Here is a 26407-nt window from a genome sequence, read left to right on the forward strand (position 1 = left end):
TGCGTGAGATTGCGTTATGGATGGTATTTTCCTGCAGCAACTGGTCAACGGCCTGACCCTCGGGTCGGTCTATGGCCTGATCGCCATCGGCTACACAATGGTCTATGGCATCATCGGCATGATCAACTTCGCCCACGGCGAGGTTTACATGATTTCCGCTTACCTCGCGGCAATCAGTCTGGCTCTGCTGGCATACTTCGGTATTGAATCCTTCCCGCTGCTGATGCTCGGCACCCTGATCTTCACCATCGTGGTCACGGCGGTGTATGGCTGGGTCATCGAGCGCGTCGCCTACAAGCCCCTGCGTAACTCCACCCGACTGGCACCGCTGATCAGCGCCATCGGTATCTCGCTGATCCTGCAAAACTATGCGCAGATCGCCCAGGGCGCCAAGCAACAGGGTGTTCCCACGTTGCTCACGGGGGCCTGGCGTGTCGAGGTCGGCACAGGTTTCGTGCAGTTGACCTACACCAAGGTGTTCATCCTGGTCGCCGCCTTTGTCGGCATGGCCGCGCTGACCTACATCATCAAGTACACCAAGCTCGGCCGCATGTGCCGTGCAACCCAGCAAGACCGCAAGATGGCTTCGATCCTGGGGATCAACACCGACCGGGTGATTTCCTATGTGTTCATCATCGGTGCAGCGATGGCGGCCCTGGCCGGCGTGCTGATCACCATGAACTACGGCACGTTCGATTTCTATGCCGGCTTCATCATCGGCATCAAGGCGTTCACCGCCGCGGTGCTCGGCGGCATTGGCTCACTGCCAGGCGCCATGCTGGGCGGGATCATCCTCGGGATCTCCGAGTCGCTGTTCTCAGGCCTGGTGAACTCGGACTACAAAGACGTTTTCAGCTTCTCGCTGCTGGTTCTCGTTCTGGTCTTTCGGCCCCAAGGCCTGCTCGGCCGTCCTCTTGTGTCGAAGGTGTAAGCGATGTCCTCAACCACTAAAAAAACCATTGATCTCAAAAAAAGTCTGGTTGACGCGATTCTTGCCGGCCTCATCGCCCTGATCGTGTTCGGGCCGATTGTCGGCGTTGTCCTCGATGGCTATGGCTTCAACCTGGAAACCACCCGCGTGGCCTGGATTGTCGCCATCGTCATGGCCGGTCGCTTTGCCTTGAGCCTGTTCCTGCAGACCCCCAAGGGTTTGAGCATCCTCGAAGGTTTTGAAAGCACCGGTTCCGGGGTGCATGTACTGGCACCTGACTACAAATCACGGTTGCGCTGGATCATCCCGTTGTTGATCGTCCTCGCCGTGGTGTTCCCATTTTTCTCCAACTCCTACCTGCTGGGCGTGGTCATCCTCGGGCTGATCTACGTGCTGCTGGGCCTGGGGCTGAACATCGTGGTCGGCCTGGCCGGCCTGCTCGACCTGGGTTACGTGGCGTTCTACGCCATCGGCGCCTACGGCCTGGCACTCGGCTATCAGTACCTGGGGCTGGGCTTCTGGACGGTGCTGCCGCTGGCGGCGATCACCGCCGGGCTGGCCGGTTGCATCCTCGGTTTCCCGGTGTTGCGCCTGCACGGCGACTACCTGGCGATCGTGACCCTGGGTTTTGGCGAAATCATCCGGCTGATCCTCAACAACTGGCTGTCCCTGACCGGTGGCCCGAACGGCATGCCGGCACCCCTGCCAACCTTCTTTGGCCTGGAATTCGGCAAGCGCGCGAAGGATGGCGGTGTGCCGTTCCATGAGTTCTTCGGCATCGCCTACAACCCGGACGTGAAGTACTACTTCATCTACGCGGTGTTGTTCCTGGTGGTCCTGGCCGTGTTGTACATCAAGCATCGTTTGGTCAAGATGCCGGTCGGCCGCGCCTGGGAAGCCCTGCGTGAAGACGAAATCGCCTGCCGCTCCATGGGCCTGAACCATGTGCTGGTCAAGCTCTCGGCTTTCACCATCGGCGCATCGACGGCCGGTCTGGCCGGCGTGTTCTTCGCCACTTACCAGGGTTTCGTCAACCCGACCTCGTTCACCTTCTTCGAATCGGCGCTGATCCTCGCCATCGTGGTCCTCGGCGGCATGGGCTCGACCATAGGCGTCGTCATTGCGGCCTTCGTCCTGACGGTGGCCCCGGAACTGCTGCGTGGTTTTGCCGAGTACCGCGTGCTGCTGTTCGGCATCCTGATGGTGTTGATGATGATCTGGAGACCGCGCGGCCTGATTCGGATCAGCCGTACCGGTGTGACCCCGCGTAAAGGAGTAGCGCCATGAGCGAAGTCGTACTCTCGGTAGAGAAGCTGATGATGCACTTCGGCGGCATCAAGGCGTTGAATGATGTGAGCCTGAAGGTCAAGCGCAACTCGATCTTCGCCCTGATCGGCCCCAACGGCGCGGGCAAGACCACGGTGTTCAACTGCCTGACCGGGTTCTACAAGGCCTCCGGCGGCAAGATCGAACTCAACGTGCGCGGGCAGCAGACCAACGTCATCCAGTTGCTGGGCGAATCGTTCAAGCCGACCGATTTTGTCTCGCCAAAAAACTTCATCACCCGGCTGCGCTACAAGATGTTCGGCGGCACCCACCTGGTGAACCGCGCCGGCTTGGCGCGGACGTTCCAGAACATTCGCCTGTTCAAGGAAATGTCGGTGCTGGAAAACCTGCTGGTGGCCCAGCATATGTGGGTCAACCGCAACATGCTGGCGGGCATCCTCAACACCAAGGGCTACCGCAAGGCCGAAAGCGATGCGCTGGACCATGCCTTCTACTGGCTGGAAGTGGTGGACCTGGTGGACTGCGCCAACCGCCTGGCCGGTGAGCTGTCCTACGGCCAGCAACGCCGCCTGGAAATCGCCCGTGCCATGTGCACCCGTCCGCAGATCATCTGCCTCGACGAGCCGGCCGCCGGCCTCAACCCTCAGGAAACCGAAGCGCTGAGCGCGATGATCCGGCTGCTGCGCGACGAGCACGATCTGACCGTGGTGCTGATCGAACACGACATGGGCATGGTAATGAGTATTTCCGACCACATCGTGGTGCTGGACCACGGCATCGTCATCGCCGAGGGCGGGCCCGATGCGATTCGCAACGACCCGAAAGTGATTGCCGCCTACCTGGGCGCCGATGAAGAGGAGGTGGTATGACCCAACCCATCCTCGAACTCAAGGACCTGGATGTGTTCTACGGGCCTATCCAGGCACTAAAGGGCGTCTCGCTGCACATCAACGAAGGGGAAACCGTGAGCCTGATCGGCTCCAACGGTGCCGGCAAGTCGACCCTGCTGATGTCGATCTTCGGTCAGCCCCGGGCGGCGGACGGGCAGATTCTCTATCAGGGCGTGGACATCACCCACAAGTCGTCCCACTACATCGCCTCCAACGGCATCGCACAGTCGCCGGAAGGGCGGCGGGTATTCCCCGATATGACCGTCGAGGAAAACCTGTTGATGGGCACCATCCCTATCGGTGACAAGTACGCCAAGGAAGACATGCAGCGCATGTTCCAGCTGTTTCCGCGGCTCGAAGAGCGGCGTACCCAGCGGGCCATGACCATGTCCGGTGGCGAGCAGCAGATGCTGGCCATTGCCCGGGCCCTGATGAGCCGGCCAAAGTTGCTCTTGCTCGATGAACCTAGCCTTGGGCTGGCGCCGATCGTGGTCAAGCAGATCTTCGCGACCCTGCGGGAACTGGCGAAGACCGGCATGACCATTTTCCTGGTCGAGCAGAACGCCAACCACGCGCTGCGGTTGTCGGACCGGGCCTATGTGATGGTCAACGGCGAGATTCGCATGACCGGTACCGGCAAGGAGCTGTTGGTCAACGAGGACGTGCGTAACGCGTATCTCGGCGGGCACTGATACCCGGCTGAAGTCACTCAAGCCCCGACGAGCAATCGCCGGGGCTTTTTTGTATCCCCGATTTCTGCCAGCGGGAAATTGTGGAAAACAATATTGTCGAGCTCCGAAAGCGCGACATAAAGCCGCTGCAAATACTTGTTTTGTCACGGTTTTGACTTGTCCCCGTTTGCTGTGGAGCTGGCTGTGAATAACGTGGGAGTAGCTGGCTGAGCGCCATTGAATCCGGGGCTTGCAGCGCTATGGTTGTTTTTTGATCAGGCGTTTTTTCCGACCTTCAAGGTGGCTTTGTCAACCTTTTTCTCGGAGAGGAAAGTGCGCTGCAATGCAGTGATCAAGCCTGTGGATAAGTCTGTGATTAAACTCTGGAAAGACTCGGCTGAGGGCCGTAATTACTGGCTTGGCGCCACCGTAGGCTTGACCGCCCGGTCGGGAAATTGACCCCGGGCTACACAGCAAGCCAATGCGGGTCAAGCAAAAAAGTTTCAAATCACCCCGCAAAGCCTTGTGGATAGCGGCTTTCAGCTTTTCCACTTGCCCCCAAAGACTGTGGACCGGCTTGTGGATAACGTGCGCGCACATGTCTGCAAGCCACGGCCGACAAGGCGTTGCAAGCTTTGCTCGTTTTTTGTACAGATAGCGCGGCGGTTGCCGCTGTGCGCAAGGCCGGGCATGCTGCCTGCTGATTTTCTATTCCAATGGCTGCCGATCAGCCGTAGCAAGGAGAACACCATGTCCAACACCCTGTTTATCACCGGCGCGACTTCCGGTTTTGGTGAAGCCTGCGCCCGTCGTTTTGCCGAGGCCGGTTGGAAACTGGTGCTGACGGGGCGTCGTGAAGAACGCCTCAACGCCCTGTGTGCCGAACTGTCGAAGCAGACCGAGGTGCATGGCCTGGTGCTCGATGTGCGCGACCGCAAGGCCATGGAAGAAGCCATTGCCAACCTGCCGCCGTCCTTCGCCAAGCTGCGCGGGCTTATCAACAACGCAGGCCTGGCCCTGGGCGTTGATCCGGCGCCGAAGTGCGACCTGGACGATTGGGACACCATGGTCGATACCAACATCAAAGGCCTGATGTACAGCACGCGTCTACTGCTGCCGCGCCTGATCGCCCATGGCCGTGGCGCCGGCATCGTCAACCTGGGGTCCATCGCCGGTAACTACCCGTACCCGGGCAGCCACGTGTATGGCGCGAGCAAGGCGTTCGTCAAACAGTTCTCCCTGAACCTGCGTTGCGACCTCCAGGGTACCGGCGTGCGGGTCAGCAACATCGAGCCGGGGCTGTGCGAGAGCGAGTTCTCGCTGGTGCGTTTCGCCGGTGACCAGGAGCGTTACAACGCCACCTACGCCGGTGCCGAGCCGATCCAGCCGCAAGACATTGCCGACACCATTTTCTGGGTCCTCAATGCGCCGGCGCATATCAATATCAACAGCCTGGAGCTAATGCCGGTGAGCCAGACCTGGGCCGGGTTTGCGATTGATCGCAGTGGTGGCAAGGCGTAAGACCGCGTTACGGCCAATCGCGAGCAGGCTCGCTCACACAGGGTTCGCGCTGAACCTGTAGGAGCGAGCTTGCTCGCGAAGGGGCCGGAATTGACAGCGCAGGACATCAGCTAGACTCCTCACCCAACAACCCGCTTTCAACGGTTCGAGGAGACCATGTGAGCAATCGAGGCGAGCAGGCGCTGCTCAAGCAATCGACCTTTCTGATGCTGGCCGTGACAATCGCCGGGATCATCACCGGTTTTGTCTCGGGCGCCCAATCGATCCTGTTCGATGGCTTCTTTTCGTTAATCGCGGCCTTCATCAAGGTGCTGATGCTGATCACCGCCCGGATGATCGCCAAGGAGAGCAATCAGCGTTTCCAGTTCGGCTCCTGGCATCTGGAGCCCATGGTGCTGGTGATCGAGGGCAGTTTCATTTTCCTGGTCGCCATTTATGCCTTTCTCAACGGTGTGTTCGGCATCATCAGTGGTGGCCGCGAGGTCGAACTGGGGCTGGTGATCTTCTACGCGGCATTCTTCACTGTCGTTGAGCTCATCTATTTTTTCTACGTCCGCCGACGCAATCGCACACTCAAATCATCGCTGATCCAGTTCGACAACATCAGTTGGCTGGTGGACGCGATGCTGTCGGCGGGACTGCTGGTGAGTTTCCTCATCGCGCTGCTGCTCAAGATCCAGGGTTATGACAAATGGGCGGTGTACGTCGACCCGATGATTCTGATTCTGCTGGCCTTGGGCATGCTCCCCCCTGCGTACAAGATCCTCGGCCCGGCATTGCGCGATGTGCTGGGGATTGCCCCGGATCAACTGGACGACAAGGTGCGTCAAGTGATGGACTTGGCCAAGGTCGAACATGGTTTCGACGATTACATTTCCTACGTGCAGAAACACGGACGGGCCTGTTTTATCGAAATTCACATCGTATTGCCGAAGGATTATTGGCTGGACGGTGTGGGCCAACTGGACAGTTTGCGCGAGGAGATTTCCGCGAAGCTCGGCAAGCCGGACACGGCGCGATGGCTGACCATCAGCTTTACCGGGGACCGGAAATGGATTGAGTAACTTGCGATCCTTTCGATATCAGTCGAGGTACTCGGCCAGCCCGCGATAACAAGTCGCCAAGTGATAAGGCGTAGTCGACGGCATGTCCCGACGGCTCACTTCTGCGTGCTCGTCACGGCACTCGAACCAGCCACCGGCGTGCAGCCAGCGCTGTTGCAAGGCCTGCAACTGGCGCAGTACCGCAGCCTCGCTGCCCGGCCGCAGGGTCAATGCACGCAGGTACTCGGCCTGGGCCCAGATTCGCTGCGTCGCGTCCCGTGAACCACCTTCCGGTGCCAGGTCGAGCATGGCCCGCACGGCACCGGTCTGTTGATCGACGCCCAGTTGTTCGGTGAAGGCAAATGCGCGCTCCAGCGAAGCATGCAAGGGTGAACCGCACAGCAGCCCGGACGACTCCAGCAGGAAATACCACTCGAACTGATGTCCCGGTTCGAACCAGTTATCCACAGCGCCCAGCGGTTTTTCCATCAGCACGCCGTGCTGCGGATCGATAAAACGCTTCTGCATCCCTGTGCATAAATCGACAAGCGCCTGTTGCACGGCGAGGTCCTCACGCACCGACAGTGTGGCGAGGAAGGCTTCGGCCAGGTGCATCAACGGATTCTGCAGCGGCCCGCTGTTCAGCGATGACCAGTCACGATCGAGGCTCGCTTCGTAGAGGCCGTCGCCGCTGGCGAAACGTTGCGCGATCACTTCCAGGGCAGCGTTGAGCACGGACTCCACCAGCGGCTCGCGGACTTTGTCCCAGTAATGGGCGCAGGCGAACAGAATGAATGCGTGGGTGTAGAGGTCTTTACGCTGATCCAGCGGCGCGCCCTGCGGGTCGATGCTGTAGAACCAGCCGCCGTGCTCGGCGTCGTGGAAGTGCCGCTGCAAGGAGCGGAAGAGCGCCGCCGCGCGCTCCTGGGCGCCTGGCACCTGGTCGATCAGGCTGGCGAACAGGTACAACTGCCGCGCGCAGGCCATCGCCCGGTAGCGTTGCGGGGGCAGCGGCGTGTGCTTGGCGTCCAGCGCCTCATAGGGCAGCGCCATGTCGGCATTCCAGCCGGGACCTTGCCAGAGCGGCACGATCACGTCCTGGAAGTGCTGTTGCACCGAGGCAAACAGGGCGGTCAGTTCAGGCTGGGAGGTGGAGCGGGAAACAGGCGGCATTGGCTGGCGTCGTCACGGCAGGGTCGATTGCGCGACATGTTAGCAGAGAGGCCGGCGTGAGCGTTGCGGTGTCTGTCAGACCGCTATCGCGAGCAAGCTCGGCTCCTACAAGAACAGCACAATCCTGTAGGAGCGGGCTTGCCCGCGAAGAGGCCAGAACAGTCGAAAAAAATCAGCCCGCCAACAACCAGGCCCCAGTCGCCGCCGAGGCCGCACCCGCCAGTCGAACCAACGGCGCAGCCGCCTGAGGCAACATCCGCACCACCGCATAACCCGCTGCATGCAATGCCGCCGTCGCCGCCACAAACCCTGCCGCATATGACCAAGGACTCGACATGTCCGGCAATTCCAAGCCATGCGCCACGCCATGGAAGAGGGCAAACATCGCCGTTGCACCCATCGCCAGACTCAATGGTGGACGCACCGCCAAGGTCACTGCCAAGCCCAGCGCCAGCACCGATGCGGCAATCGCGCTTTCCATTGCCGGCAGGCTCAACCCTTCAAACCCCAGCAACCCGCCGACCAGCATGGTGCCAACGAAAGTGCTGGGCAGCACCCAGCGCGCAGCACCGTGCTGTTGCGCCGCCCACAAGCCGACCGCGAGCATTGCCAACAAATGATCGAGGCCGCCGATCGGGTGGCTGATGCCGGCGAACAGTCCGTTGTCACCGTGACCCGGGTGGGCGAACGCAATGGCCGGTGTCAACAGCAGGGCCATGGCGCCCAGAATGCGTTTGAGTGTCATGCACAAGCTTCCTTGTTGATAAGTCATGGTCAGGCTGCCGTCAGCAGGCCCTGGCGTTCGATGAAGGCGATGATCGCATCCAGGCCCTGGCCGGTTTTCTGGTTGCTGAACACGAAAGGCTTGCCGTTGCGCATGCGCGTGGTGTCGCTGTCCATCAGAGTCAGCGATGCCCCCACCAGCGGCGCCAGGTCGATCTTGTTGATCACCAGCAGATCGGATTTGCAGATCCCCGGCCCGCCTTTGCGCGGCAGCTTGTCGCCGGCGGAAACGTCGATCACGTAGATGGTCAGGTCGGACAGCTCCGGGCTGAAGGTGGCCGAGAGATTGTCGCCGCCGGACTCCACCAGGATCAGGTCCAGCCCCGGGAAACGGCGGTTCAGCTGATCCACGGCTTCGAGGTTGATCGAGGCGTCTTCGCGGATCGCCGTGTGCGGGCAGCCGCCGGTTTCCACGCCGATGATGCGTTCCGGTGCCAGCGCTTCGTTGCGCACTAGAAAATCAGCGTCTTCGCGGGTGTAGATGTCGTTGGTCACCACGGCCAGGTTGTAGCGTTCGCGCAGGGCCAGGCACAGGGCCAGGGTCAGGGCGGTTTTACCGGAACCGACCGGGCCGCCGATGCCGACGCGCAAAGGTTGGGTGTTCATGTGATTCTCCAAAATAAAAGGCCCTAGGAACGGAACAGACGGCTGTACTGGCGCTCGTGGGCCATACACGCCAGGGACAGGCCAAACGCGGCGCTGCCATAGTGTTCGGGGTTGATTCGGGTAGCATCCTGCTGGGCCTGCTGCAGCAGCGGCAGCAGTTCGCTGGTCAAGCGCTGCGCGCCCTGCTGGCCCAATGGCAGAGTTTTCATCAGTACCGCCAGCTGGTTTTCCAGCCAGCTCCAGAGCCACGCGGCCAGTGCGTCCTGCGGGCTGATCTGCCAGGCACGAGCCGCCAGCGCCCAGCCCAGGGCCAGGTGGGGTTCGGGTCGTTGCTGGAGAAAGGCGCGCGCTGCTGAATCAAGCTCAGGCAGGCCGTTGAGCAGCTGCTGCAAGGAGTAGCCCATTTGCCGGCTTTCCTGATGCAGCTCGCGGGTTTCCCGGCTGGCACGGTGTTCTTCGCAGCGCTGTAGCAGTTCGCTCCAGTTTTCCTCAGCCGCCGCCACGCAATGGGCGAGCAGCAGCGGCGCCTCGAAGCGGGCGAGATTGAGCAGCAGTTGATCGCTGATCCAGCGTCGCGCGCTGACGGGATCGTGCACTCGGCCGTTATCCACCGCCAGTTCCAGACCCTGGGAATAGCTGTAGCCGCCAATCGGCAACTGCGGACTGGCCAGGCGCAGCAATGCCCATGCAGGGTTCATGGGCGTACGCCGAACTGGTGCAGTTTTGGCGGGTAGTTGAAATCTTCATCACCGTGGCGAGAGTGGTGATGACCGCCGCCGTAGGCGCCGTGCTCAGGTTGAAACGCAGCTTCGATGGGCACGGCGTCAGCGCCGAGTTGTTCGAGCATGGCCTTGAGCACGTAGTCGTCGAGCAGGCGCAACCAGCCGTCGCCCACTTGCAAGGCAACATGGCGATTACCCAGGTGATAGGCGGCACGGGTCAGTTCGAAGGCATTGGCGCAGGTCACGTGCAACAATTGTTCGGGACGGGCACAGACGCGCACGACGCGGCCATCTTCGGCTTGCAGGAATTCGCCGTCATACAAGGGCGATTGACCCCGCTCCAAAAACAACCCTACGTCCTCACCCTCGGCACTGAAACAGCGCAAGCGGCTTTTGCTCCGGGCTTCGAAGGTCAGGTGCAGCTCGGCGGCCCAGTCGGGTTGAGGGTCGATTCTGCGATGAATCACCAGCATCGGAAAGCTTCCAGCAATGGACAATGCTCAGGCTAGAGCAAGGGGCTTGCCAATCCGGGGATGTGTAGGAAATACCTGTAGGAAGCGTAGGAAAAGTTACGGAGCGCCAAGGATTTTGGCTGAAATTGGTGCACGTTTTTTTCATGTGCACCAGGTTGAAGCCGGGCAGGTGTTCTGTTGCGGTGCTTACTCCGTACTGCCTAGCCCTTGCCAATGCTTGAGGCCGATAAAGATGAACCGCAGCTGTTGGGTGATCTTTGCTTGCGGCGTCAAGTGGTCAGGCAGTGCCTCGACGGGTGGGTCGATAATGTCCGGCAAGGTGGCGAACACGCTTTTGACAATCAAGTCCGCCATGACGCTCAGGCCGGCCATGTCCAGGTGTTGCAGCTTCGGCATCAGGGACAGGTCGGCGGCCAGGTCCGAACTGATGTTCTCGCGCAAGCGACCGATGGCCAGGCGTACCGGCAATGAACCGCCGTACTGTTCCCTGGCCAGGAACAGGAATTGCGAACGATTGGCTGACACCACATCGAGAAATATCCGCACGGATGCGTCGATGATGCCGCCCATGACGAACTCGTTGTGGCGCACCAGGCGAATGGTTTCACGGAAGGTCTGGCCGACCTCGCTCACCAGCACCAGGCCAAGTTCATCCATGTCGGTGAAATGGCGGTAGAAACCGGTGGGGACGATTCCGGCGGTTTTCGCGACTTCGCGCAGGCTCAGGCTGCCGAATCCTCGGCCGCCCTCCATCAAATGGCGGGCCGCGTCCATCAAGGCATTACGGGTTTGTTGTTTTTGTTCGGCGCGGGGCAGCATCGCAAGGGCGTTTTCTGAAAAGGACTGCGGCGCACTCTAGCAAATCGGCTTTGCCGGCGTCGAACGACATAGGGGGAGATCAGGCGGGGAGGTGCAACTTCTACAAAGGATATGGCCAGAAAGTCAAAAGCCCAATCCGGTGATTGGGCTTTTTTTCACGGCCGCCATGGGCTCAGCTCATAGCGCTGTTGCGTTCGATGACACGGTCACCACCGCCTTCTGCAACGGTTTGACCTTGTGGGGTCTGGTCGTAGCCGTCCTCTGCAACGGTTTGACCTTGTGGGGTCTGGTCGTAGCCGTCTTCAGCAACCGTTTGACCTTGTGGGGTTTTATCGTAGCCGTCTTCAGTGATCAGGCCTTTTTCTTTCAGGCGATCGTTTCCACCTTCGGCAATGGTTTGACCTGGGGTGCGGTCGGAGCCATCAGCGGCGACGGTTTGGCTGAACACCGAGTGAGTGTCTTTGACTTGCGGGGTGGCCTGGTCGGCGGCTGGCAATGCGAAAGCGGTGCTGGCCAGCATTGAAAGTGTAAGGCTAAGCAGAAGTTGGCGTTTCATGATGGGGTGCTCCGTAGGAGGGCGATAAATTGGGTACGAAGGCAATGCTACTCTCGATAAGTCGATATAAAAGTTCATAAACGCAATGTTAATAATCAACGGAATTGATTGTTCTCTGCAGCCCTTGTAAACCGGGCCTTCGCGGCGCACCGAGGTGGGTATTTTTGACTCAACCGCGCCATTCGAAGGTGCGGAGCCGGTAACGTCGGCCGAAGGACATTTGCGGCAAAATCGGCTTTTCAATTAAACCTGCGGGCCTTTTTCCAGTCGTAGACTCCATGAAGGGTCGGTTCTGGCCCCGCTTTTCGCCTGAGCATCGCGATCGTGACGCTCAGCCGTATCAGGAGCTCTGTGCAATGACGCGCACCCGTAAGATTCTCGCCTGGACCCTGGCCAGCTTCGTTGTGTTGGTGGCCGTGCTGGTGTTGATCATCGTGTTCTTCGACTGGAACCGGATCAAACCGCCCCTCAATGCCAAGGTGTCCGAAGAATTGCATCGCCCGTTCGCCATCAACGGCAATCTGGCGGTGGTCTGGCAGCGTGAGCCCAACGAGGGCGGCTGGCGGGCCTGGGTGCCCTGGCCGCACGTGGTGGCGGAAGACTTGAGCCTGGGCAACCCGGACTGGTCGAAGCAACCGCAGATGGCCAGCCTCAAACGCGTCGAGTTGCGCATCTCGCCCCTGGCCTTGTTGGCGCAACGGGTGGTGATCCCGCGCATCGACCTCACCGAACCCAATGCCCAGTTGCAACGCCTGGCCGACGGTCGTGCCAACTGGACATTCAAGTTCGACCCGAAAGACCCAAGCGCCGAGCCCTCACCCTGGGTGGTGGATATCGGTGCGATCGGCTTCGACAAGGGGCATGTCACCCTCGACGACCAGAGCCTGAAGACTCAACTGGACCTGCTGATCGACCCCCTGGGCAAGCCGATTCCCTTCAGTGAAATCGTCGGCGACAAAGCCGCGAAAACCGCGACCGAGCAGGGCGGCGCGCCGCAGGATTATGCGTTTGCCCTGAAGGTCAAAGGCCAGTACCACGGCCAGAAACTCACGGGCCAGGGCAAAATCGGCGGCTTGCTGGCGCTGCAGGACTCGGCCCGGCCGTTTCCGCTGCAGGCGCAAGCCAAGATCGCCGATACCAGCGTTGAGCTGGCTGGCACGCTGACCGATCCGATGAATCTGGGTGCTTTGGATCTGCGCCTGAAACTGGCCGGCACCAGCCTGGGCAATCTTTACCCCCTGACCGGGGTGACTCTGCCGGATACGCCGCCCTATGCCACCGACGGTCATCTGATCGCCAAGCTGCATGAGCCGGGCGGGGCGGTTTTCCGTTATGAAGGGTTCAACGGCACGATCGGCTCGAGTGACATCCATGGCAGCCTGGCCTACGTCGCCGGCCAGCCACGGCCCAAACTCAGCGGTTCGCTGTTATCCAATCAATTGCTGTTTGCCGACCTGGCCCCGTTGATCGGCGCCGACTCCAACGCCAAGCAGAAAGCCCGCGGCGGCGAAAGCAAGCAGCCGGCGGACAAGGTACTGCCCGTCGAGGAGTTCAAGACGGATCGCTGGCGCGACATGGACGCGGATGTCGAATTCACCGGCAAGCGCATCGTCCATAGCGAAAAGTTGCCTTTCAACGATCTTTACACACACCTGGTGCTCACCGACGGCGTGCTCAGTCTCGAGCCGCTGCGATTCGGCGTGGCCGGTGGCAAATTGGATGCACAGATTCGCCTGAACGGCCACACCGAACCACTGGAAGGCCGGGCAAAACTGACCGCCCGGGGCTTCAAGCTCAAGCAGTTGTTCCCGACTTTCGAGCCGATGAAAACCAGCTTCGGTGAACTCAATGGCGATGCCGATATTACCGGGCGCGGCAACTCGGTGGCCAAGTTGCTGGGCAGTGCCAATGGCAATCTGAAAATGCTGATCAACGATGGCGCCATCAGTCGCGAATTGATGGAACTGGCCGGGTTGAACGTCGGCAACTATGTGGTTGGCAAAATCTTTGGCGACAAGGAAGTGAAGATCAACTGCGCCGCTGCCGATTTCGACATCAAGAGCGGTCTGGCCACTACGCGGCTGTTCGTCTTCGATACCGAGAACGCGATCATCTACATTGACGGCACGGCGAACATGGCCACCGAGCAGCTGGACCTGACCATCACGCCGGAATCCAAGGGCTGGCGGCTGATCTCGTTGCGTTCGCCCCTCTATGTGCGCGGCAAGTTCATCAAGCCCGATGCTGGCGTGAAAGCCGTACCCTTGATGTTGCGTGGGGCCGGGATGGTTGCATTGGGTGTGATTGCCGCACCAGCGGCGGGGTTGCTGGCGTTGGTGGCACCGAGCGGTGGCGAACCGAACCAGTGCGCACCGTTGTTGGAGCAGATGAAGGCGGGGAAAGCACCAAAAACCGTCAAGCAGTGAAGCAAGTTAGGCAATGGTTGAAGTCTGCTTTTTTAAGATCGGGAATGTAGAGTAATAATGTGTCACGTAAAGAGCTTGGTAAGTAAAGCGTGGACTGGTAAGTTGTAATTGTCAGTCAATGGCTGATACTTAAAATATTCCACAAGGATTTGGAGTTTATATGACTATTTTACTGCCTAGCCCCGAAGAAAGTCGTGTATTTTTTGCCAGTACGCAACTCGCTCCACTGCCTGACAAGCCGAAAGGCATCAGGACTTTCGCTGAGTTAAATAATGAAACGGTTACTAAATCAGATCTTCTGTTGGGAGAGAATGTCCCAACCGCCATCGGATTTACCGATAATCTCGATGAGGACAAGAAGCAAGCGGCGGCAGATAGCATCCATTTTGCTGAGCGCTTCGCAGATACATACGCGGATAAAATCACGGCTCCCATTGAGTGGCACAAAAAGTACGCTGAGGCATTGAAGCATTGTGGCTGGTCGTTGACAAACAATAAGTATAAGGATGATGTTGTCAAGCAAACTAATATCACGATGGACGCTATTATCCTGGATATCGTAATGGCGGCGGCGGGCAGGAACGCACCTGCGCTAACGAATGTGTTGAAAGGCGCCTTTGGTAAAATACAGTCCGATGATCAGCTTGTTACCATATTCGACAGCAATAGCAAGAAGGGCAAAGACGCAGATGTCAGGATCATACCCTGTATCCAAACTCCAGGAGGTACAGCAATCGCCACGTTGGTCGCGGTTGATTGTGAGCTTTCGATGTCACAAGGCGGGGCTTGGTTTTGGAAATGGAAATTTTCTAATTTGAGCATAAAGCGAGTAGTCACTGTGATGGAGCTCAATATGAGCCAGCACGAGCGTCGGAGAGATCAAATCATTGAACTTCTTGATAAAAACTCGGACGAGTTTTTCAAAGGCGTTAAGTTTAAATGATTCAGGGACGGTCGGATGCTCGGCGAGTTTGCTTGACTGAGATATTTTAGCAGGGAAAGCTATATGGCCAAGGACGATGTTTTATTAGTGGCGGGTAATCTGGTTTCTGTTTCAACCGACGTTTCGGAAATCTGGAGAAAGGAGGTGGTTAATTCTATTCTGTTTTCTCAGTTGTATGCGAGCTCAAAGCTTGACAAGTTTGCCAGTTCGCAACAGTGGTGTAAGTATTATGCCGAGGCAATGGAAAAATTGAAGTGGAAGTCTGGCGTTTGGAGGTTTGCTAATATTGAGCTGAATGAGGGTGTTTCCATTGTTTTGAATAGCCTGATTAAAAATAGGTTTGGCTTGCTTGCGAAACTACTCCAGCTAGAGCAATTTGAGCGACTGATGTACAGCGTTCAGCAAGATTGCGCCACGGAGGCGATCGCCTCGTCAACTGGAGAATATGCGATGGTTCGCCGGATCGAGGGGGACGCCTCTAACGTTTCGACAGTTGCTCTACATGTCAGTCTAGTAGGGCGCGGGCCCGCTATATATTCTGCATTTATTTATTTTGACACTAGCCAAGAAGTTGAATCTGATTTCTTTACCCAGGAATTTAAAAGCGAACTAATCAAGGGTGAAGTTGGTATTGCAGTTTCTTGTCTTGTACTCGATAAGGCGGGCTATGAAAAAGCTCGGATACGCGAGAAGGTGCTAAGCAGCCTTCCCGAAGTCACGACTGGGCTAGTGCTTGATATAAATGCTGAATGTGATGTCCATGAGCGGTAGTTCCTTCTGCCTGTGATCGCATACTTAATGCTGCGGTCCTGGTAGAAGCCCTGACAATTGCGCTTCCTCTTGCAACCACGCAAAAAACGCCCGAACCGGTGGATGGCGCTCGCGTCCCGGCACACACAGTGCGCTGTAGCCGGCGCCATCCACCTGCACTTCGCCCCGATAAGGCAGCAGCAAGCCACTGGCCACGCTTTCTGAAACCAGGATATTGCTGGCCAGCACCAGACCCTGACCGGCAATGGCCGCTTGCAGGGCGTAATGCTCTTCATCGTATTCACGCACGGTTGGCTGCCCAGCCAGCCAGTCCTCGCCGGATTGTGCACACCAGCTTTCCCAACCATGGGCGTAAAGCTTGGAGTTGTGCCAGCGCACGCTGATCAACGTGGGAGTGTGATGGGCAGCAAAGGCCACCTGCTCCGGCGAGCCGTAAACGCCGAAAGACTCGTCGAACAGGCAAAGGCCATACAGATTCGGATAGTCGTCGAGGCTATAGCGCACCACCAGGTCGACACTGGCGTCCTGGTGCAGATCGATGACTTCGCAATGGGTATCAAGGCGCAGGCCGATGTTTGGGTGTCGGGCATAGAAACGACCCAGGCGCGGCACCAGCCACAGGGCGGCGAAGGCGGCGGTAGTGGAGATCGTCAGGTTCGTGCCGCTGCGGTGCGGGCGCAGGGTGTCGACGCTTTGCGCCACCTCCAGCAACGCACCGTGCAGGCTGTGGAACAGTCGTTCACCCCCCTCGGTCAGGCGCACCTGGCGTGGCAGACGTTCGAATAGCGCCACACCCAGCCAACTCTCGAGGGAGCGGATCTGGTGGGACACCGCCGTCGGGGTCACTGAAAGCTCTTTGGCGGCGGACTTGAAGCTCAGCAGGCGCGAGGCGGATTCGAAGGCGCGCAGGGCGGTCAATGGCAGCGAGGCAAACATGGAAACTCCATAGATGAAACAGATTCATCCAGACTGACTTTTGTTCATTTGTAGGTTTATGGCTCAAAGCGCCAAGCTGCAAGCCACCAGCAATTTGAGTTTAGTCCTAAGGAGAGTCAGATGAGTACAGTTCTTGCGATTCATGCCAGTCCACGGGGTGATCGTTCGCACTCCCGGCGGTTGGCGGAAGTGTTCCTGGCGGCCTGGCAGGCCCGTCACCCGGAATCGAGACTGACCCGCCGCGAAGTCGGGCGAGCGTTGATTCCGCCAGTCAACGAAGCCTTCGTGGCCGCCGCGTTTCACACCGTACCCGAGGCGCGGCCGCTGTCGATGCAAGCCGACCTGGCGTTCAGCGATGAGCTGGTCGGCGAATTGCTCGGCCATGACCTGTTGGTGATTTCCACGCCGATGTACAACTTCAGCGTGCCCAGTGGCTTGAAAGCCTGGATTGACCAGATTGTGCGGCTCGGGCTGACCTTCAATCACTCCCTGGATAACGGTATCGCGCAGTACGCGCCACTGGTGCAGGGTAAAAAGGCCTTGATCGTGACCAGTCGCGGCGGCTTTGGCTTCGGCCCGGGCGGCGAGCTGGAGGCGATGAACCATGCAGACACACTTTTACGCACCGCGCTGGGATTCATCGGCATCACCGATGTCACCGTGGTCGCTGCCGAAGGCGAAGAGTCTGAGGCGCGTACGTTCGAAGTTTCCGCCGCCGAAGCAGAGCAGCGCTTGCTGGCGCTGGCCAGGGAGTTCTAGTTGGCCTGGCTGTTTTTGCTGATCGCCGCCGGGTTCGAGGTCACGTTTGCCATGGGCATGAAGTACGCCGAGGGCTTCACCCGGCTCTGGCCGTCATTGATCACCGTTGTGGCGGCGGTTGGCGGGATTTATTTCCTGACCTTGGCCATGCGCGAGTTGCCTGTGAGTATCGCCTATCCGATCTGGACCGCCATCGGTTCCCTGGGCACGGTGTTTCTCGGCTTTGCCTTGCTCGGTGAGAGCCTGACCGCGGTCAAGCTGGTGTCGGTCGGGCTGATCGTGGCAGGTGTGGTGGGGCTGAAGTAAGGTGGATGTCCTAGACTGGTCGTCGGTTTGTCATGTTCGCTGGCGAAGCTTGGCGGATGTCTTGCATCCGCCAGGCGTCACCTCACCGATCACAAGGATGTTTTGCCCATGTCGCAAGGTTCGGCCACGCGTTACCCGTTGGTGCTGGTCCCGGGAATGCTCGGGTTTATCCGTTTGGTACTCTATCCGTACTGGTACGGGATCGCCGAGGCGTTGCGCCGTGGTGGTGCGGTGGTGTTTGCGGTGCAGGTTTCGCCGCTCAACTCCAGCGAAGTGCGCGGTGAGCAATTGCTGGCGCGGATTGCAGAGATCCTGCGCGAGACCGGCGCCGAGAAGGTCAACCTGATCGGCCACAGCCAGGGCTCGCTGACCGCGCGTTACGCAGCGGCCAAACGCCCGGACCTGGTCGCCTCGGTGACCTCGGTGGCGGGGCCCAATCATGGTTCGGAACTGGCGGACTATTTGCACCAGCACTATCCGCATGACAGTGCCATGGGGCGGCTGGTGACCTTTTTGATACGGTGCGTCGCGTCGCTGATGAGCCTGCTGGAAACCGGTTATCGCGGACCGAAGTTGCCAGTGGATATCCATGCCACTCATCATTCGCTTACCACTGAGGGCGTGGCGCTGTTCAATCAACGTTATCCACAGGGGCTGCCCGAAACCTGGGGTGGGCAAGGGCCGGAGCAGGTGAACGGCGTGCGCTATTACTCCTGGTCCGGGACCTTGCAGCCGGGCAAGACCGATCGCGGGCGCAACCTGTTGGATGGCACCAACCGCAGTTGCCGGCTGTTTGCCAGGACCTTCGTTCGCGAGGCCGGGCATTGCGACGGGATGGTCGGGCGGTATAGCTCGCACCTCGGGACGGTGATTGGCGATGAGTATCCGCTGGACCATTTCGACATCGTCAACCAGTCGCTGGGGTTGGTGGGCAAGGGGGCGGAGCCGATCCGGTTGTTCGTCGAGCATGGGGCTCGGCTAAAGGCTGCAGGCCTTTAAGATTTTTTGCTCAGGCAACCTTGCGACCCAAAACGGTGGTCCAGCGCTCGGAAAGAATCACCCCGCCCAACGTCGACATCCCGCCCACCAGATGGTACAGCGCCAACTGCTCATGCAGCACCACCGCCGCAATCAGCGCGGTAATCAACGGCAGCAAATTGAAGAACAGCGTGGTCCGGCTCGGACCCAAACGCACCACGGCCTGCATCCACGCCAGCGGTGCGACCATCGAGGCCAGCAGGCAGGCGTAAAGTACCAACGGAATATTCTGCACAGTCAGGCCGGTTTTCGCTGAGGCGAGAAACAGTGGAAACAACACCACCACCGCGACCAGCACCTGCAAATACAGCAACACCAAGGGTGGCAAGCGCAGCTGCCATTTTTTCAGCAGCGTGCTGTAGATCGCGTAGGCCAGGGTGGCGATCAGCATCATCGCGTCACCCAGGTTCACCCCGTGCTCCAGCAGCACACCAAGGCTGCCTGACGAGACGACCACCAGCACCCCGGCAAACGACAGTACTGCACCGGCCAACGCGCCGATGGTCAGGCGCTGGCCGAGGCTGATAATCGCCATGGCCAGTGACATCAAAGGCATCAACGACAGGATGATGCCCATGTTGGTGGCGGAGGTCAGGCTCGCGGCGAAGTACGCCAGGCTTTGGTAAACGGCCATGCCAAGCACGCCGAGGACAAAGATCTTGCCCAGGTTCGGGCGAATCGACGACCAGTGGGCAATCACCGGTTTGAGCATGAAGGGCGTGAACAACAAGCCGGCCAGCAGCCAGCGGTAAAAACCGATCTCGGCGGGGAAGATCGCCCCGGCCGACATTTTGGTGATCACGGTGTTGCCGGCCCAGATGAAAATGGCCAGCAGGGGATAAGCGTATTGCATGGGGAAAACCAGAACGTTGATAAGGGGTAATTATCCCTTGTCTGGTTACAGGCCTATACTTCGATCCAGACAACCAACGGCCAATTCCGGACAGCATGACCAGTAAACACATCGACCTGCTGGATTTCAGCGAACTACCCGCCCCGGTGTACTTCCGCTACGCGGATTTCGATGCACATCGCTTTGCCTCGGCGCATCGGCACCCATGGGGCACGCTGGAGTACTCGGCCCATGGCGTGCTGCACATGGAAATCGGCGGCAGTCGCTTCATGTCACCGCCGCAGTACGCGGTGTGGGTGCCCCCCGAGACCGAGCACAGCTTCTACAGCAACCAGCCGATCAACTATCGCGCGGTTTGCCTGGCGCCCACCCTTTGCGCTGATCTGCCACAAGAGGCTTGCACCCTGGCCATCAGCGACATCCTCAAGGCGATCCTCAAGGACTTTGCCGCCCGGGACGTGAAGATACCCGAACAGGCCGCGGACCAGCGCCTGGCTCAGGTATTGGTGGATCAACTGCAACAAGCGCCAGTGCATGAGTGTTTTCTGCCCTACGCCAGCAGTTACCGATTGCTTGGAATCCTTGAGGCCCTGCAGGCTGAGCCCGGGGATAACCGGCCGCTGGCCGACTGGGCCGCGCAGATTCATGTCAGCGAACGCACGCTGGCACGGCAGTTTATCCGTGAGTTGGGGATGAGTTTCGGTGAATGGCGTCAACGTCTGCGCTTTCTGACGGCGATCGAGGTGTTGGACAGTCAGCGCAGTATTCAGGATGTCGCCTTCGACATGGGTTACAGCACCGCATCCGCGTTCATCGCCATGTTCCAGCGCCAGGCCGGGTGTACGCCGGAGCAGTATCGACGCAGCCACCTGGAGACAAGATGAAGGTGTATCAAGTGTTGACTACACTCCTGAACAAGGCCGTTCCCCTCGGTGCGGTGACAAGGAGAAATCTCCATGATGATGTTGCGTGCCCCTTTGCTGCTGATTGGTTTGCTCCTGTGTTCCCAAGGTTTCGCCACCACTGACCAACAGAACAAGATGACCACCTGCAACGCCGACGCCACAGCCAAAAGCCTCAAGGGCGATGAGCGCAAACTCTTCATGAGCAACTGCCTCAAGGCGACACCGGCGGCCACTGAACCCGTCCCGGCCTTGACGCCACAGCAGGAGAAAATGAAAACCTGCAACGCCGACGCCGCGACCAAAGCCCTCAAGGGCGATGAGCGCAAGGCGTTCATGAGTGACTGCCTGAAGAAAAAATAAACATTGGGCCGGGAATGTGAATGCACCCTCGTGAGCAGCGCAAAAGCCGATCACCCTCCGACCAAGGTCGACCCACACATTCCCTAGTGCTGCCATCGGATCGCTGGCAGACTGCCAATCCTTTTACGCCGTTCGTTTTGAGGCTGTATGCCAACGTTTTCTCAACGTCATGTGTTGCTGGTCATTAGCTGGGTCATCATCTTTGGCGGATTGCTGCTGGTGATCCCGCTGCGGTTGTTGCCCAGCCTGCTGGCCGGGTTGCTGGTGTTCGAACTGGTCAATATGCTCACCCCGCAATTGCAGCGGCTGATCGAAGGCCGACGTGCGCGGTGGCTGGCGGTGGCGTTGCTGGGCACTCTGGTGGTCAGCGTATTGACCCTGATTTTCGCTGGCGCTATCAGCTTTCTGCTGCACGAAGCGGAAAACCCCGGGGCGTCCCTCGACAAGTTCATGGGGGTGGTCGATCGCGCGCGTGGGCAATTGCCGCCATTCATCGATGCCTATTTGCCCGCCAGCGCAGCCGAGTTCCGCGTGGCGATTGGCGAGTGGATGAGCAAGCATCTGAGCGACTTGCAACTGGTGGGCAAGGATGCGGCGCACATGTTTGTGACGTTGTTGATCGGCATGGTGCTGGGGGCGATCATTGCCTTGCAACGCATACCGGACCTGACCAAACGCAAACCGCTGGCCGCGGCCCTGTTCGATCGCCTGCACCTGCTGGTGCAGGCGTTTCGCAACATCGTGTTCGCACAGATCAAGATTTCCCTGCTCAACACCTTCTTTACCGGGATATTCCTGGCGGTGGTGCTGCCGATGTTCGGCATCAAGCTGCCGCTGACCAAGACCCTGATCGTGCTGACCTTCCTGCTCGGCCTGTTGCCGGTGATCGGCAACCTGATGTCGAACACCCTGATCACGATCGTCGGCCTGTCGCTGTCGATCTGGGTGGCGCTGGCCGCGCTGGGCTACCTGATCGTCATCCACAAGCTCGAGTATTTTCTCAACGCGCGGATCGTCGGCGGGCAGATCAGTGCCAAGTCCTGGGAGTTGCTCCTGGCAATGCTGGTGTTCGAAGCCGCGTTCGGCCTGCCGGGGGTGGTGGCAGGGCCGATTTATTACGCGTACCTGAAGAGCGAGTTGAAGCAGGTGGGGATGGTTTGATCCGCTGGATCTTTATTGCCTGAGCCGGCCCCTTCGCTGGCAAGCCAGCTCCTACAAGGGACGTGATACCTGTAGGAGCTGGCTTGCCAGCGAAGGTCGCGCCACGGTTTCGGATCAGCCCATCGAACCGTAACGCTTCGCCGCCTCAATCGCCAAACCACTGCCGATGCTGCCAAAGATATTCCCTTCCACATGCCGCGCATTCGGCAACATCGCCGAGACGCTGTTGCGCAGCGCCGGAATACCACTCGAACCGCCGGTGAAGAACACCGTGTCCACCTGATCGACCTGCACATCGGCGTCGGTCAGCAGCTGGGTGACGCTATTGCGCACGCGTTCGAGCAGGTTATCGATGGCCGATTCGAACAGGGCACGGCTCAGTTCCACACTCAAGCCTGCTTCGATGCGATCCAGGGGTACGTGGCGGTGGTCGGCGTGGGTCAGCTGGATCTTGGTCTCTTCGACCTCCATGGCCAGCCAGTGCCCGGCGCGCTGTTCGATCAGCTTGAACAGACGGTCGATGCCACCGGTGTCTTCGATGTCGTAGCGCATGCTGCCCAGGGCCAGCTGGGACTTCTGCGAATACACCAAGTTGATGGTGTGCCAGGTTGCCAGGTTCATGTGGTGGCTGGTGGGCATGTAGGCGCCGCTCTTCATCCGGCTGCCGTAGCCGAACAGCGGCATCAGGCCCTGCAAGCTCAGTTGCTTGTCGAAGTCGGTCCCGCCGATGTGCACGCCACCAGTGGCGAGGATGTCATCCTGGCGGTTATCCACACCCCGACGCTGCGGCGACAGGCGCACCAGCGAGAAGTCGGAGGTACCACCGCCGATGTCGACGATCAGTACCAGCTCTTCCTTCTTGATGGTCGACTCATAGTCGAAAGCGGCGGCAATCGGTTCGTACTGGAAGGAGACTTCCTTGAAACCGATCTTGCGCGCGACGTCCACCAGGGTGTCTTCGGCCTCTTTGTCGGCCATCGGATCATCGTCGACAAAAAACACCGGACGGCCCAGCACCACTTCTTCGAATTCCCGACCGGCGGCGGCTTCGGCACGGCTCTTGAGCTGGCCGATGAACAGGCCGAGCAGGTCCTTGAACGGCATCGCCGTGCCCAGGACGCTGGTGTCGTGCTTGATCAGCTTGGAACCCAGCAGGCTCTTGAGCGAGCGCATCAACCGCCCCTCATAACCTTCCAGGTACTCGTGCAGCGCCAGCCGGCCGTACACCGGGCGGCGTTCTTCGATGTTGAAGAAGACCACCGAAGGCAGGGTGATCTTGTCGTCCTCCAGCGCGATCAGCGTTTCCATGCCGGGGCGCAGCCAGCCGACGGTGGAGTTTGACGTGCCAAAGTCGATGCCCACGGCACGGGCTGGAGATGCGTTGTTCATGTCTTTGCGGTTCCGGTTAAAAAACGGCCGCGCAGTGTATGCCAGTGTGCGACAGATTCGAAGGCCGACTATCTGCTAATTCTCGCAAACCAACGTCTTGAAAGATGGCTCAAGACCCCCAAACTACCCTGCATCAAGCTGGTAGCCGCGGAGCACCCGAAAGTCGCACCGCCCGCTGCCGATAAACTTCTTACGCGCCGCCCGGTCACAACCTTGAGATCGGTCTAACCTTGTGCTGCAAACACGTGCATGCTGGGGCAGGTGGCGCGATTTCGATAACGGATGGTGATTCCCGCGATGGACTTCAAAGACTATTACAAGATTCTCGGTGTGGAACCGACGGCAGACGACAAGGCGATCAAGGCCGCCTATCGCAAGCTGGCGCGTAAATACCACCCCGATGTCAGCAAGGAAAAGGACGCCGAAGCCAAGTTCAAGGACGCCTCTGAAGCCTATGAGGCGCTCAAAAGCGCCGACAAGCGCGCCGAATACGATGAACTGCGCCGCTATGGCCAGCATGGTCAACCATTCCAGGGACCACCGGGCTGGCAGAGCCGTGGCGGTTTTGGTGGCGGTGGCCAGGACACCGGTGACTTTTCCGATTTCTTCAGCTCGATCTTTGGTAATCGTGGCCCTGGCTTCGGCGGGGGAGAATCACGTCGCAGCACCGGACGTCGAGGACAGGACGTGGAAATGGAACTGGGGGTTTTCCTCGAAGAAACCCTGTCGACCGAGTCGAAGAAGGTCACCTTCCAGGTGCCGCAGTACAACGCGGCCGGCCAGCACGTCAGTAACACCCCCAAAAGCCTGAACGTGAAAATCCCCGCTGGGGTGACCGACGGTGAGCGCATCCGCCTCAAGGGCCAGGGTGCACCGGGAGTCGGTGGGGGCGCCAATGGCGACCTGTACCTGACCATTCGCTTTGCGCCACACCCGAAATTCGACGTCGAAGGCGAGAACCTGATCATCACCTTGCCGTTGGCACCGTGGGAGCTGGCGCTGGGCACCGAAGTAGCCGTGCCGACCCTGACCGGCAAGATCAACCTCAAGGTCCCGGCCGGCAGCCAGAACGGCCAACGCATGCGCGCCAAGGGCCACGGCCTGATGAACAAGGCGGGTGAACGCGGTTACCTGTTCATCCAGTTCAAAGCCGTGATGCCCAAGGCTGCAGACGATGACGTCAAGGCGCTGTGGCAGGAACTGGCCAAGAAAGCTGCCTTCAACCCGCGAGAAAATTTCTGAACCCAGCGACGGAGTAGCCCATCATGAGCAGCCCCCTGATCGTTCAACTGGACCTGGCGGAATTCTGTGAGGCGACCGACCTGTCGGACGTCTACGTGATCGAAATCGTCGAACACGGCATCCTCGAACCTCAGGGCGGGCAGCCCAAGGATTGGCGCTTCACCGATTACGAACTGACCCTGGCCAAACGCGCCGCCAAGCTGCGGCGCGATCTGGAGCTGGAATGGGAAGGGGTTGCGCTGGCGCTGGACCTGCTTGAGGAGGTCCAGCAGCTGAGGGCGGAGAATCGGATGTTGCGGCAGCGGTTGGGGCGGTTGGTGGTGGAGTAGGGTCGTAATTGATCCGAAGCTATCGGCGCGCGGCTTGATGACGAATACGTTTTGATGGCCGCCACTACAGGTCAGCCCGGGGAACTGGCAGTACTGATAGTGAGAACGCTACAAGCGTTTGGGCAAAACCACCGTAAACGTCGTGCCGTCCGCATCGCTGGATGTCACGTCGATCGTTCCCCGGTGCGCATCCGCCACTTCCTTGACGATAAACAACCCCAGCCCGAGACTGGTGGTCGGCTGGCCGAGTTCTTCGCAGGCGTTGCGTACCAGCGGATCGAAAATGGTGCCAATGGCCTCCTCGGGAATCGCAACGCCGTAATTGTGCACCGTGAGTCGTACCCTGTCGGGTTCGCCGATCAGTGTGAGCGTGACATCGCTTTTGTCCGAGCCATGCTGCAGGGCGTTGCCGATCAGGTTTTGCAGCAATTGGTCCAGCCGTGCGGCATCCCATACCCCGTGAGTGTCCCCGGACACGATCAAGGCCGGATCGCATTCCGGGTTGCCGGCACAGGCTTCGGCGATGGCTGCTCGCGCGCTTTCGGCCAGGTCCATCGGCGCTGGCTCGACCGGCAGGCTTTTGCCCAGGCGACTACGCACCAGTTCCAGTAAGTCGTTGATCATTGCAGTCATGTGCCGCGCGCCCAATTTGATGCGGTTCGCGCATTTCAGTGCATCACCTTCCAGGGTGGTTTTGCGTAGCAGCAATTCGGTGGACATGCTGACGGCCTGCAATGGCGTGCGCAGGTCATGGCCGAGGATCGCCAGAAAAATGTCCCGCGAATGATTGACCTGCTCGGCATAGGCCGCGGTGGATTCGGCCAGGGCTTCGTCGATGGCCTCATTGAAACGGATCATGTCCTGGAAGTAGGCCATGTCGGGGGATTCGAGGCTGTCGACCCAGAGGCGAATCACGCAGGCGCGCAAATGGCGAAATTCGCTGGTCATCTGCACCAGGTCGAAGCCCACGTTATGGCGTAGCTCACCGTGGCTGGCACCAGCTTCGTCCAGGCTCGGGGTTTTCTCCGGGCCTTCGCCACGGGCCTTGGCGGCTTGTTCGCTATTGGTTTGCGCGGTCGTCATGTCCCGTGCGGCGGCCAGCAGAATCGCCTTGGCGTGATCGCGCAGTTCCATTCGGTCGAGGTTTTCGGCCGCCGGGGTGATCGTTCTGGCGAACTGTTCCCATTCATCGACGATACGGTCCACGTGTTGCCTGATGAAGTCGCTGAGGTGCATGGCCGGTTTCCTGGCAGAAGGTCTGGGCAGCTTAGCCTCTTTAGAGAGGGTCAAATACTACCGTTCAGGCGCAGGATCAGACCTTCGATTTGCCCCCGAATCAAGCCCTGAATTTAATTCGTATAGTCTTGTATTCAAGGCTCTTTATTTTCTGCAAGTGGGTCCAATGTTTTCAGGGGGATAGTCGATCTTTTTTATTGGGTGGTTTTTAGTTGTTTTTAGTGACAGTTTATTCAAAGTGTCATGCTTGTTTCTCGCGAATCAAATGAGGATATTTG

Annotated in this window: 28 protein-coding genes; 17 read left to right on the forward strand and 11 right to left on the reverse strand. The window is 59.2% G+C overall.

Features of this window, described 5'->3' with window-relative positions:
* Window positions 1-16 precede the first annotated feature (16 nt).
* The 6 genes from ACYP2Q_RS13790 (at window position 17) to ACYP2Q_RS13815 (ending at window position 6364) form a co-directional block, all read left to right on the forward strand.
* Entirely contained in the window at window positions 17-931 is a 915-nt protein-coding gene (locus tag ACYP2Q_RS13790; protein WP_046819754.1) for an ABC transporter permease subunit, read from the forward strand.
* Between the two features lie 3 nt (window positions 932-934).
* Window positions 935-2218 (forward strand): high-affinity branched-chain amino acid ABC transporter permease LivM, encoded by a 1284-nt coding sequence (gene livM, locus ACYP2Q_RS13795; RefSeq protein ID WP_459730957.1) that lies wholly within the window; start codon window positions 935-937, stop codon window positions 2216-2218.
* Window positions 2215-3087: an ABC transporter ATP-binding protein gene (locus ACYP2Q_RS13800; protein ID WP_459730959.1), complete on the forward strand. Its 873-nt coding sequence runs from the start codon at window positions 2215-2217 to the stop codon at window positions 3085-3087. Before livM ends, ACYP2Q_RS13800 begins: the two co-directional genes overlap by 4 nt.
* Window positions 3084-3800 carry an ABC transporter ATP-binding protein gene (locus ACYP2Q_RS13805; RefSeq protein ID WP_459730960.1) on the forward strand — a complete coding sequence of 239 codons (717 nt, stop codon included), beginning with the start codon at window positions 3084-3086 and terminating at the stop codon, window positions 3798-3800. Before ACYP2Q_RS13800 ends, ACYP2Q_RS13805 begins: the two co-directional genes overlap by 4 nt.
* Before the next feature lie 729 nt (window positions 3801-4529).
* The gene (locus tag ACYP2Q_RS13810) at window positions 4530-5300 is read left to right on the forward strand and encodes an SDR family oxidoreductase (RefSeq protein ID WP_274076822.1); all 771 of its coding nucleotides are present in this window, start codon (window positions 4530-4532) and stop codon (window positions 5298-5300) included.
* A gap of 158 nt (window positions 5301-5458) precedes the next feature.
* Entirely contained in the window at window positions 5459-6364 is a 906-nt protein-coding gene (locus ACYP2Q_RS13815; protein WP_459730962.1) for a cation diffusion facilitator family transporter, read from the forward strand.
* Between the two features lie 18 nt (window positions 6365-6382).
* On the opposite strand, the gene ACYP2Q_RS13820 is transcribed toward ACYP2Q_RS13815, so the two are convergent.
* The 7 genes from ACYP2Q_RS13820 to ACYP2Q_RS13850 form a co-directional block, all read right to left on the reverse strand.
* Complete coding sequence (locus tag ACYP2Q_RS13820; protein ID WP_459730963.1) at window positions 6383-7516, reverse strand: AGE family epimerase/isomerase; 1134 nt, start codon at window positions 7514-7516, stop codon at window positions 6383-6385.
* A 172-nt stretch (window positions 7517-7688) separates the two neighbouring features.
* The gene (locus ACYP2Q_RS13825) at window positions 7689-8261 is read right to left on the reverse strand and encodes a HupE/UreJ family protein (RefSeq protein ID WP_459730964.1); all 573 of its coding nucleotides are present in this window, start codon (window positions 8259-8261) and stop codon (window positions 7689-7691) included.
* A gap of 29 nt (window positions 8262-8290) precedes the next feature.
* Entirely contained in the window at window positions 8291-8905 is a 615-nt protein-coding gene (gene ureG, locus ACYP2Q_RS13830; protein ID WP_008058937.1) for an urease accessory protein UreG, read from the reverse strand.
* Window positions 8906-8928: 23 nt separating this feature from the next.
* Window positions 8929-9603: an urease accessory protein UreF gene (locus tag ACYP2Q_RS13835; RefSeq protein ID WP_459730965.1), complete on the reverse strand. Its 675-nt coding sequence runs from the start codon at window positions 9601-9603 to the stop codon at window positions 8929-8931.
* The gene (ureE, locus tag ACYP2Q_RS13840; RefSeq protein WP_459730966.1) at window positions 9600-10100 is read right to left on the reverse strand and encodes an urease accessory protein UreE; all 501 of its coding nucleotides are present in this window, start codon (window positions 10098-10100) and stop codon (window positions 9600-9602) included. The genes ACYP2Q_RS13835 and ureE overlap by 4 nt, the downstream gene beginning before the upstream one ends.
* 186 nt (window positions 10101-10286) lie before the next feature.
* Window positions 10287-10919, reverse strand: coding sequence for a TetR family transcriptional regulator (locus tag ACYP2Q_RS13845; RefSeq protein WP_459730967.1), 633 nt, complete (start codon window positions 10917-10919; stop codon window positions 10287-10289).
* Between the two features lie 172 nt (window positions 10920-11091).
* Window positions 11092-11475, reverse strand: coding sequence for a hypothetical protein (locus ACYP2Q_RS13850; RefSeq protein WP_459730968.1), 384 nt, complete (start codon window positions 11473-11475; stop codon window positions 11092-11094).
* A gap of 356 nt (window positions 11476-11831) precedes the next feature.
* On the opposite strand from ACYP2Q_RS13850, the gene ACYP2Q_RS13855 reads away from it, so the two are divergent.
* The 3 genes from ACYP2Q_RS13855 (at window position 11832) to ACYP2Q_RS13865 (ending at window position 15615) form a co-directional block, all read left to right on the forward strand.
* A complete protein-coding gene (locus ACYP2Q_RS13855; RefSeq protein WP_459730969.1) occupies window positions 11832-13901 on the forward strand; it encodes an AsmA family protein in 2070 nt (689 codons plus the stop codon).
* Window positions 13902-14061: 160 nt separating this feature from the next.
* The gene (locus ACYP2Q_RS13860) at window positions 14062-14844 is read left to right on the forward strand and encodes a hypothetical protein (RefSeq protein WP_459730970.1); all 783 of its coding nucleotides are present in this window, start codon (window positions 14062-14064) and stop codon (window positions 14842-14844) included.
* A gap of 63 nt (window positions 14845-14907) precedes the next feature.
* Window positions 14908-15615, forward strand: coding sequence for a hypothetical protein (locus ACYP2Q_RS13865; protein ID WP_459730971.1), 708 nt, complete (start codon window positions 14908-14910; stop codon window positions 15613-15615).
* A gap of 24 nt (window positions 15616-15639) precedes the next feature.
* Here the strand turns inward: ACYP2Q_RS13865 and ACYP2Q_RS13870 are convergent, their stop codons facing one another.
* Window positions 15640-16551, reverse strand: a complete 912-nt coding sequence (locus ACYP2Q_RS13870) for a LysR substrate-binding domain-containing protein (protein WP_459730972.1) — start codon at window positions 16549-16551, stop codon at window positions 15640-15642.
* A gap of 120 nt (window positions 16552-16671) precedes the next feature.
* On the opposite strand from ACYP2Q_RS13870, the gene ACYP2Q_RS13875 reads away from it, so the two are divergent.
* The 3 genes from ACYP2Q_RS13875 to ACYP2Q_RS13885 all read left to right on the forward strand — a co-directional run bounded on the left by ACYP2Q_RS13875 (window position 16672) and on the right by ACYP2Q_RS13885 (window position 18615).
* A complete protein-coding gene (locus ACYP2Q_RS13875) occupies window positions 16672-17310 on the forward strand; it encodes an FMN-dependent NADH-azoreductase (RefSeq protein ID WP_459730973.1) in 639 nt (212 codons plus the stop codon).
* Window positions 17311-17616 carry a DMT family transporter gene (locus ACYP2Q_RS13880; RefSeq protein WP_034149667.1) on the forward strand — a complete coding sequence of 102 codons (306 nt, stop codon included), beginning with the start codon at window positions 17311-17313 and terminating at the stop codon, window positions 17614-17616. It begins immediately after the preceding gene.
* A gap of 108 nt (window positions 17617-17724) precedes the next feature.
* Window positions 17725-18615: an esterase/lipase family protein gene (locus ACYP2Q_RS13885; RefSeq protein WP_459730974.1), complete on the forward strand. Its 891-nt coding sequence runs from the start codon at window positions 17725-17727 to the stop codon at window positions 18613-18615.
* A 10-nt stretch (window positions 18616-18625) separates the two neighbouring features.
* Here ACYP2Q_RS13885 and ACYP2Q_RS13890 read toward each other — a convergent pair whose 3' ends face one another.
* A complete protein-coding gene (locus tag ACYP2Q_RS13890) occupies window positions 18626-19507 on the reverse strand; it encodes a DMT family transporter (RefSeq protein WP_459730975.1) in 882 nt (293 codons plus the stop codon).
* A gap of 95 nt (window positions 19508-19602) precedes the next feature.
* Here ACYP2Q_RS13890 and ACYP2Q_RS13895 point away from each other — a divergent pair, with 95 nt between their 5' ends.
* The 3 genes from ACYP2Q_RS13895 (at window position 19603) to ACYP2Q_RS13905 (ending at window position 21933) form a co-directional block, all read left to right on the forward strand.
* Window positions 19603-20391, forward strand: coding sequence for an AraC family transcriptional regulator (locus tag ACYP2Q_RS13895; RefSeq protein ID WP_459730976.1), 789 nt, complete (start codon window positions 19603-19605; stop codon window positions 20389-20391).
* Between the two features lie 72 nt (window positions 20392-20463).
* Window positions 20464-20772 (forward strand): PsiF family protein, encoded by a 309-nt coding sequence (locus ACYP2Q_RS13900; RefSeq protein WP_459730977.1) that lies wholly within the window; start codon window positions 20464-20466, stop codon window positions 20770-20772.
* A 147-nt stretch (window positions 20773-20919) separates the two neighbouring features.
* Window positions 20920-21933, forward strand: coding sequence for an AI-2E family transporter (locus ACYP2Q_RS13905; RefSeq protein ID WP_459730978.1), 1014 nt, complete (start codon window positions 20920-20922; stop codon window positions 21931-21933).
* Between the two features lie 114 nt (window positions 21934-22047).
* On the opposite strand, the gene ACYP2Q_RS13910 is transcribed toward ACYP2Q_RS13905, so the two are convergent.
* A complete protein-coding gene (locus ACYP2Q_RS13910) occupies window positions 22048-23322 on the reverse strand; it encodes an Hsp70 family protein (protein ID WP_459730979.1) in 1275 nt (424 codons plus the stop codon).
* Window positions 23323-23619: 297 nt separating this feature from the next.
* On the opposite strand from ACYP2Q_RS13910, the gene ACYP2Q_RS13915 reads away from it, so the two are divergent.
* A complete protein-coding gene (locus ACYP2Q_RS13915) occupies window positions 23620-24564 on the forward strand; it encodes a DnaJ C-terminal domain-containing protein (RefSeq protein ID WP_459730980.1) in 945 nt (314 codons plus the stop codon).
* A 23-nt stretch (window positions 24565-24587) separates the two neighbouring features.
* Entirely contained in the window at window positions 24588-24893 is a 306-nt protein-coding gene (locus ACYP2Q_RS13920; protein ID WP_459730981.1) for a chaperone modulator CbpM, read from the forward strand.
* A 108-nt stretch (window positions 24894-25001) separates the two neighbouring features.
* Here ACYP2Q_RS13920 and ACYP2Q_RS13925 read toward each other — a convergent pair whose 3' ends face one another.
* Complete coding sequence (locus tag ACYP2Q_RS13925) at window positions 25002-26129, reverse strand: sensor histidine kinase (protein WP_459730982.1); 1128 nt, start codon at window positions 26127-26129, stop codon at window positions 25002-25004.
* Between the last annotated feature and the right edge of the window lie 278 nt (window positions 26130-26407).

It is taken from the genome of Pseudomonas sp. MHK4 (assembly GCF_054600775.1).

What these genes read in the sequence shown, in the direction of transcription:
- ACYP2Q_RS13805 (WP_459730960.1), top strand. Translation starts at nt 3,084, where the DNA reads ATGACCCAACCCATCCTCGAACTCAAGGACCTGGATGTGTTCTACGGG.
- ureE (WP_459730966.1), bottom strand. Translation starts at nt 10,100, where the DNA reads ATGCTGGTGATTCATCGCAGAATCGACCCTCAACCCGACTGGGCCGCC.
- ACYP2Q_RS13860 (WP_459730970.1), top strand. Translation starts at nt 14,062, where the DNA reads ATGACTATTTTACTGCCTAGCCCCGAAGAAAGTCGTGTATTTTTTGCC.
- ACYP2Q_RS13855 (WP_459730969.1), top strand. Translation starts at nt 11,832, where the DNA reads ATGACGCGCACCCGTAAGATTCTCGCCTGGACCCTGGCCAGCTTCGTT.
- ACYP2Q_RS13920 (WP_459730981.1), top strand. Translation starts at nt 24,588, where the DNA reads ATGAGCAGCCCCCTGATCGTTCAACTGGACCTGGCGGAATTCTGTGAG.
- ACYP2Q_RS13885 (WP_459730974.1), top strand. Translation starts at nt 17,725, where the DNA reads ATGTCGCAAGGTTCGGCCACGCGTTACCCGTTGGTGCTGGTCCCGGGA.
- ACYP2Q_RS13810 (WP_274076822.1), top strand. Translation starts at nt 4,530, where the DNA reads ATGTCCAACACCCTGTTTATCACCGGCGCGACTTCCGGTTTTGGTGAA.
- ACYP2Q_RS13875 (WP_459730973.1), top strand. Translation starts at nt 16,672, where the DNA reads ATGAGTACAGTTCTTGCGATTCATGCCAGTCCACGGGGTGATCGTTCG.
- ACYP2Q_RS13845 (WP_459730967.1), bottom strand. Translation starts at nt 10,919, where the DNA reads ATGCTGCCCCGCGCCGAACAAAAACAACAAACCCGTAATGCCTTGATG.
- ACYP2Q_RS13910 (WP_459730979.1), bottom strand. Translation starts at nt 23,322, where the DNA reads ATGAACAACGCATCTCCAGCCCGTGCCGTGGGCATCGACTTTGGCACG.
- ACYP2Q_RS13850 (WP_459730968.1), bottom strand. Translation starts at nt 11,475, where the DNA reads ATGAAACGCCAACTTCTGCTTAGCCTTACACTTTCAATGCTGGCCAGC.
- ACYP2Q_RS13835 (WP_459730965.1), bottom strand. Translation starts at nt 9,603, where the DNA reads ATGAACCCTGCATGGGCATTGCTGCGCCTGGCCAGTCCGCAGTTGCCG.
- ACYP2Q_RS13915 (WP_459730980.1), top strand. Translation starts at nt 23,620, where the DNA reads ATGGACTTCAAAGACTATTACAAGATTCTCGGTGTGGAACCGACGGCA.
- ACYP2Q_RS13800 (WP_459730959.1), top strand. Translation starts at nt 2,215, where the DNA reads ATGAGCGAAGTCGTACTCTCGGTAGAGAAGCTGATGATGCACTTCGGC.
- ACYP2Q_RS13900 (WP_459730977.1), top strand. Translation starts at nt 20,464, where the DNA reads ATGATGATGTTGCGTGCCCCTTTGCTGCTGATTGGTTTGCTCCTGTGT.
- ACYP2Q_RS13825 (WP_459730964.1), bottom strand. Translation starts at nt 8,261, where the DNA reads ATGACACTCAAACGCATTCTGGGCGCCATGGCCCTGCTGTTGACACCG.
- ACYP2Q_RS13865 (WP_459730971.1), top strand. Translation starts at nt 14,908, where the DNA reads ATGGCCAAGGACGATGTTTTATTAGTGGCGGGTAATCTGGTTTCTGTT.
- ACYP2Q_RS13890 (WP_459730975.1), bottom strand. Translation starts at nt 19,507, where the DNA reads ATGCAATACGCTTATCCCCTGCTGGCCATTTTCATCTGGGCCGGCAAC.
- ACYP2Q_RS13820 (WP_459730963.1), bottom strand. Translation starts at nt 7,516, where the DNA reads ATGCCGCCTGTTTCCCGCTCCACCTCCCAGCCTGAACTGACCGCCCTG.
- ACYP2Q_RS13895 (WP_459730976.1), top strand. Translation starts at nt 19,603, where the DNA reads ATGACCAGTAAACACATCGACCTGCTGGATTTCAGCGAACTACCCGCC.
- ACYP2Q_RS13790 (WP_046819754.1), top strand. Translation starts at nt 17, where the DNA reads ATGGATGGTATTTTCCTGCAGCAACTGGTCAACGGCCTGACCCTCGGG.
- livM (WP_459730957.1), top strand. Translation starts at nt 935, where the DNA reads ATGTCCTCAACCACTAAAAAAACCATTGATCTCAAAAAAAGTCTGGTT.
- ACYP2Q_RS13870 (WP_459730972.1), bottom strand. Translation starts at nt 16,551, where the DNA reads ATGTTTGCCTCGCTGCCATTGACCGCCCTGCGCGCCTTCGAATCCGCC.
- ACYP2Q_RS13905 (WP_459730978.1), top strand. Translation starts at nt 20,920, where the DNA reads ATGCCAACGTTTTCTCAACGTCATGTGTTGCTGGTCATTAGCTGGGTC.
- ACYP2Q_RS13925 (WP_459730982.1), bottom strand. Translation starts at nt 26,129, where the DNA reads ATGCACCTCAGCGACTTCATCAGGCAACACGTGGACCGTATCGTCGAT.
- ureG (WP_008058937.1), bottom strand. Translation starts at nt 8,905, where the DNA reads ATGAACACCCAACCTTTGCGCGTCGGCATCGGCGGCCCGGTCGGTTCC.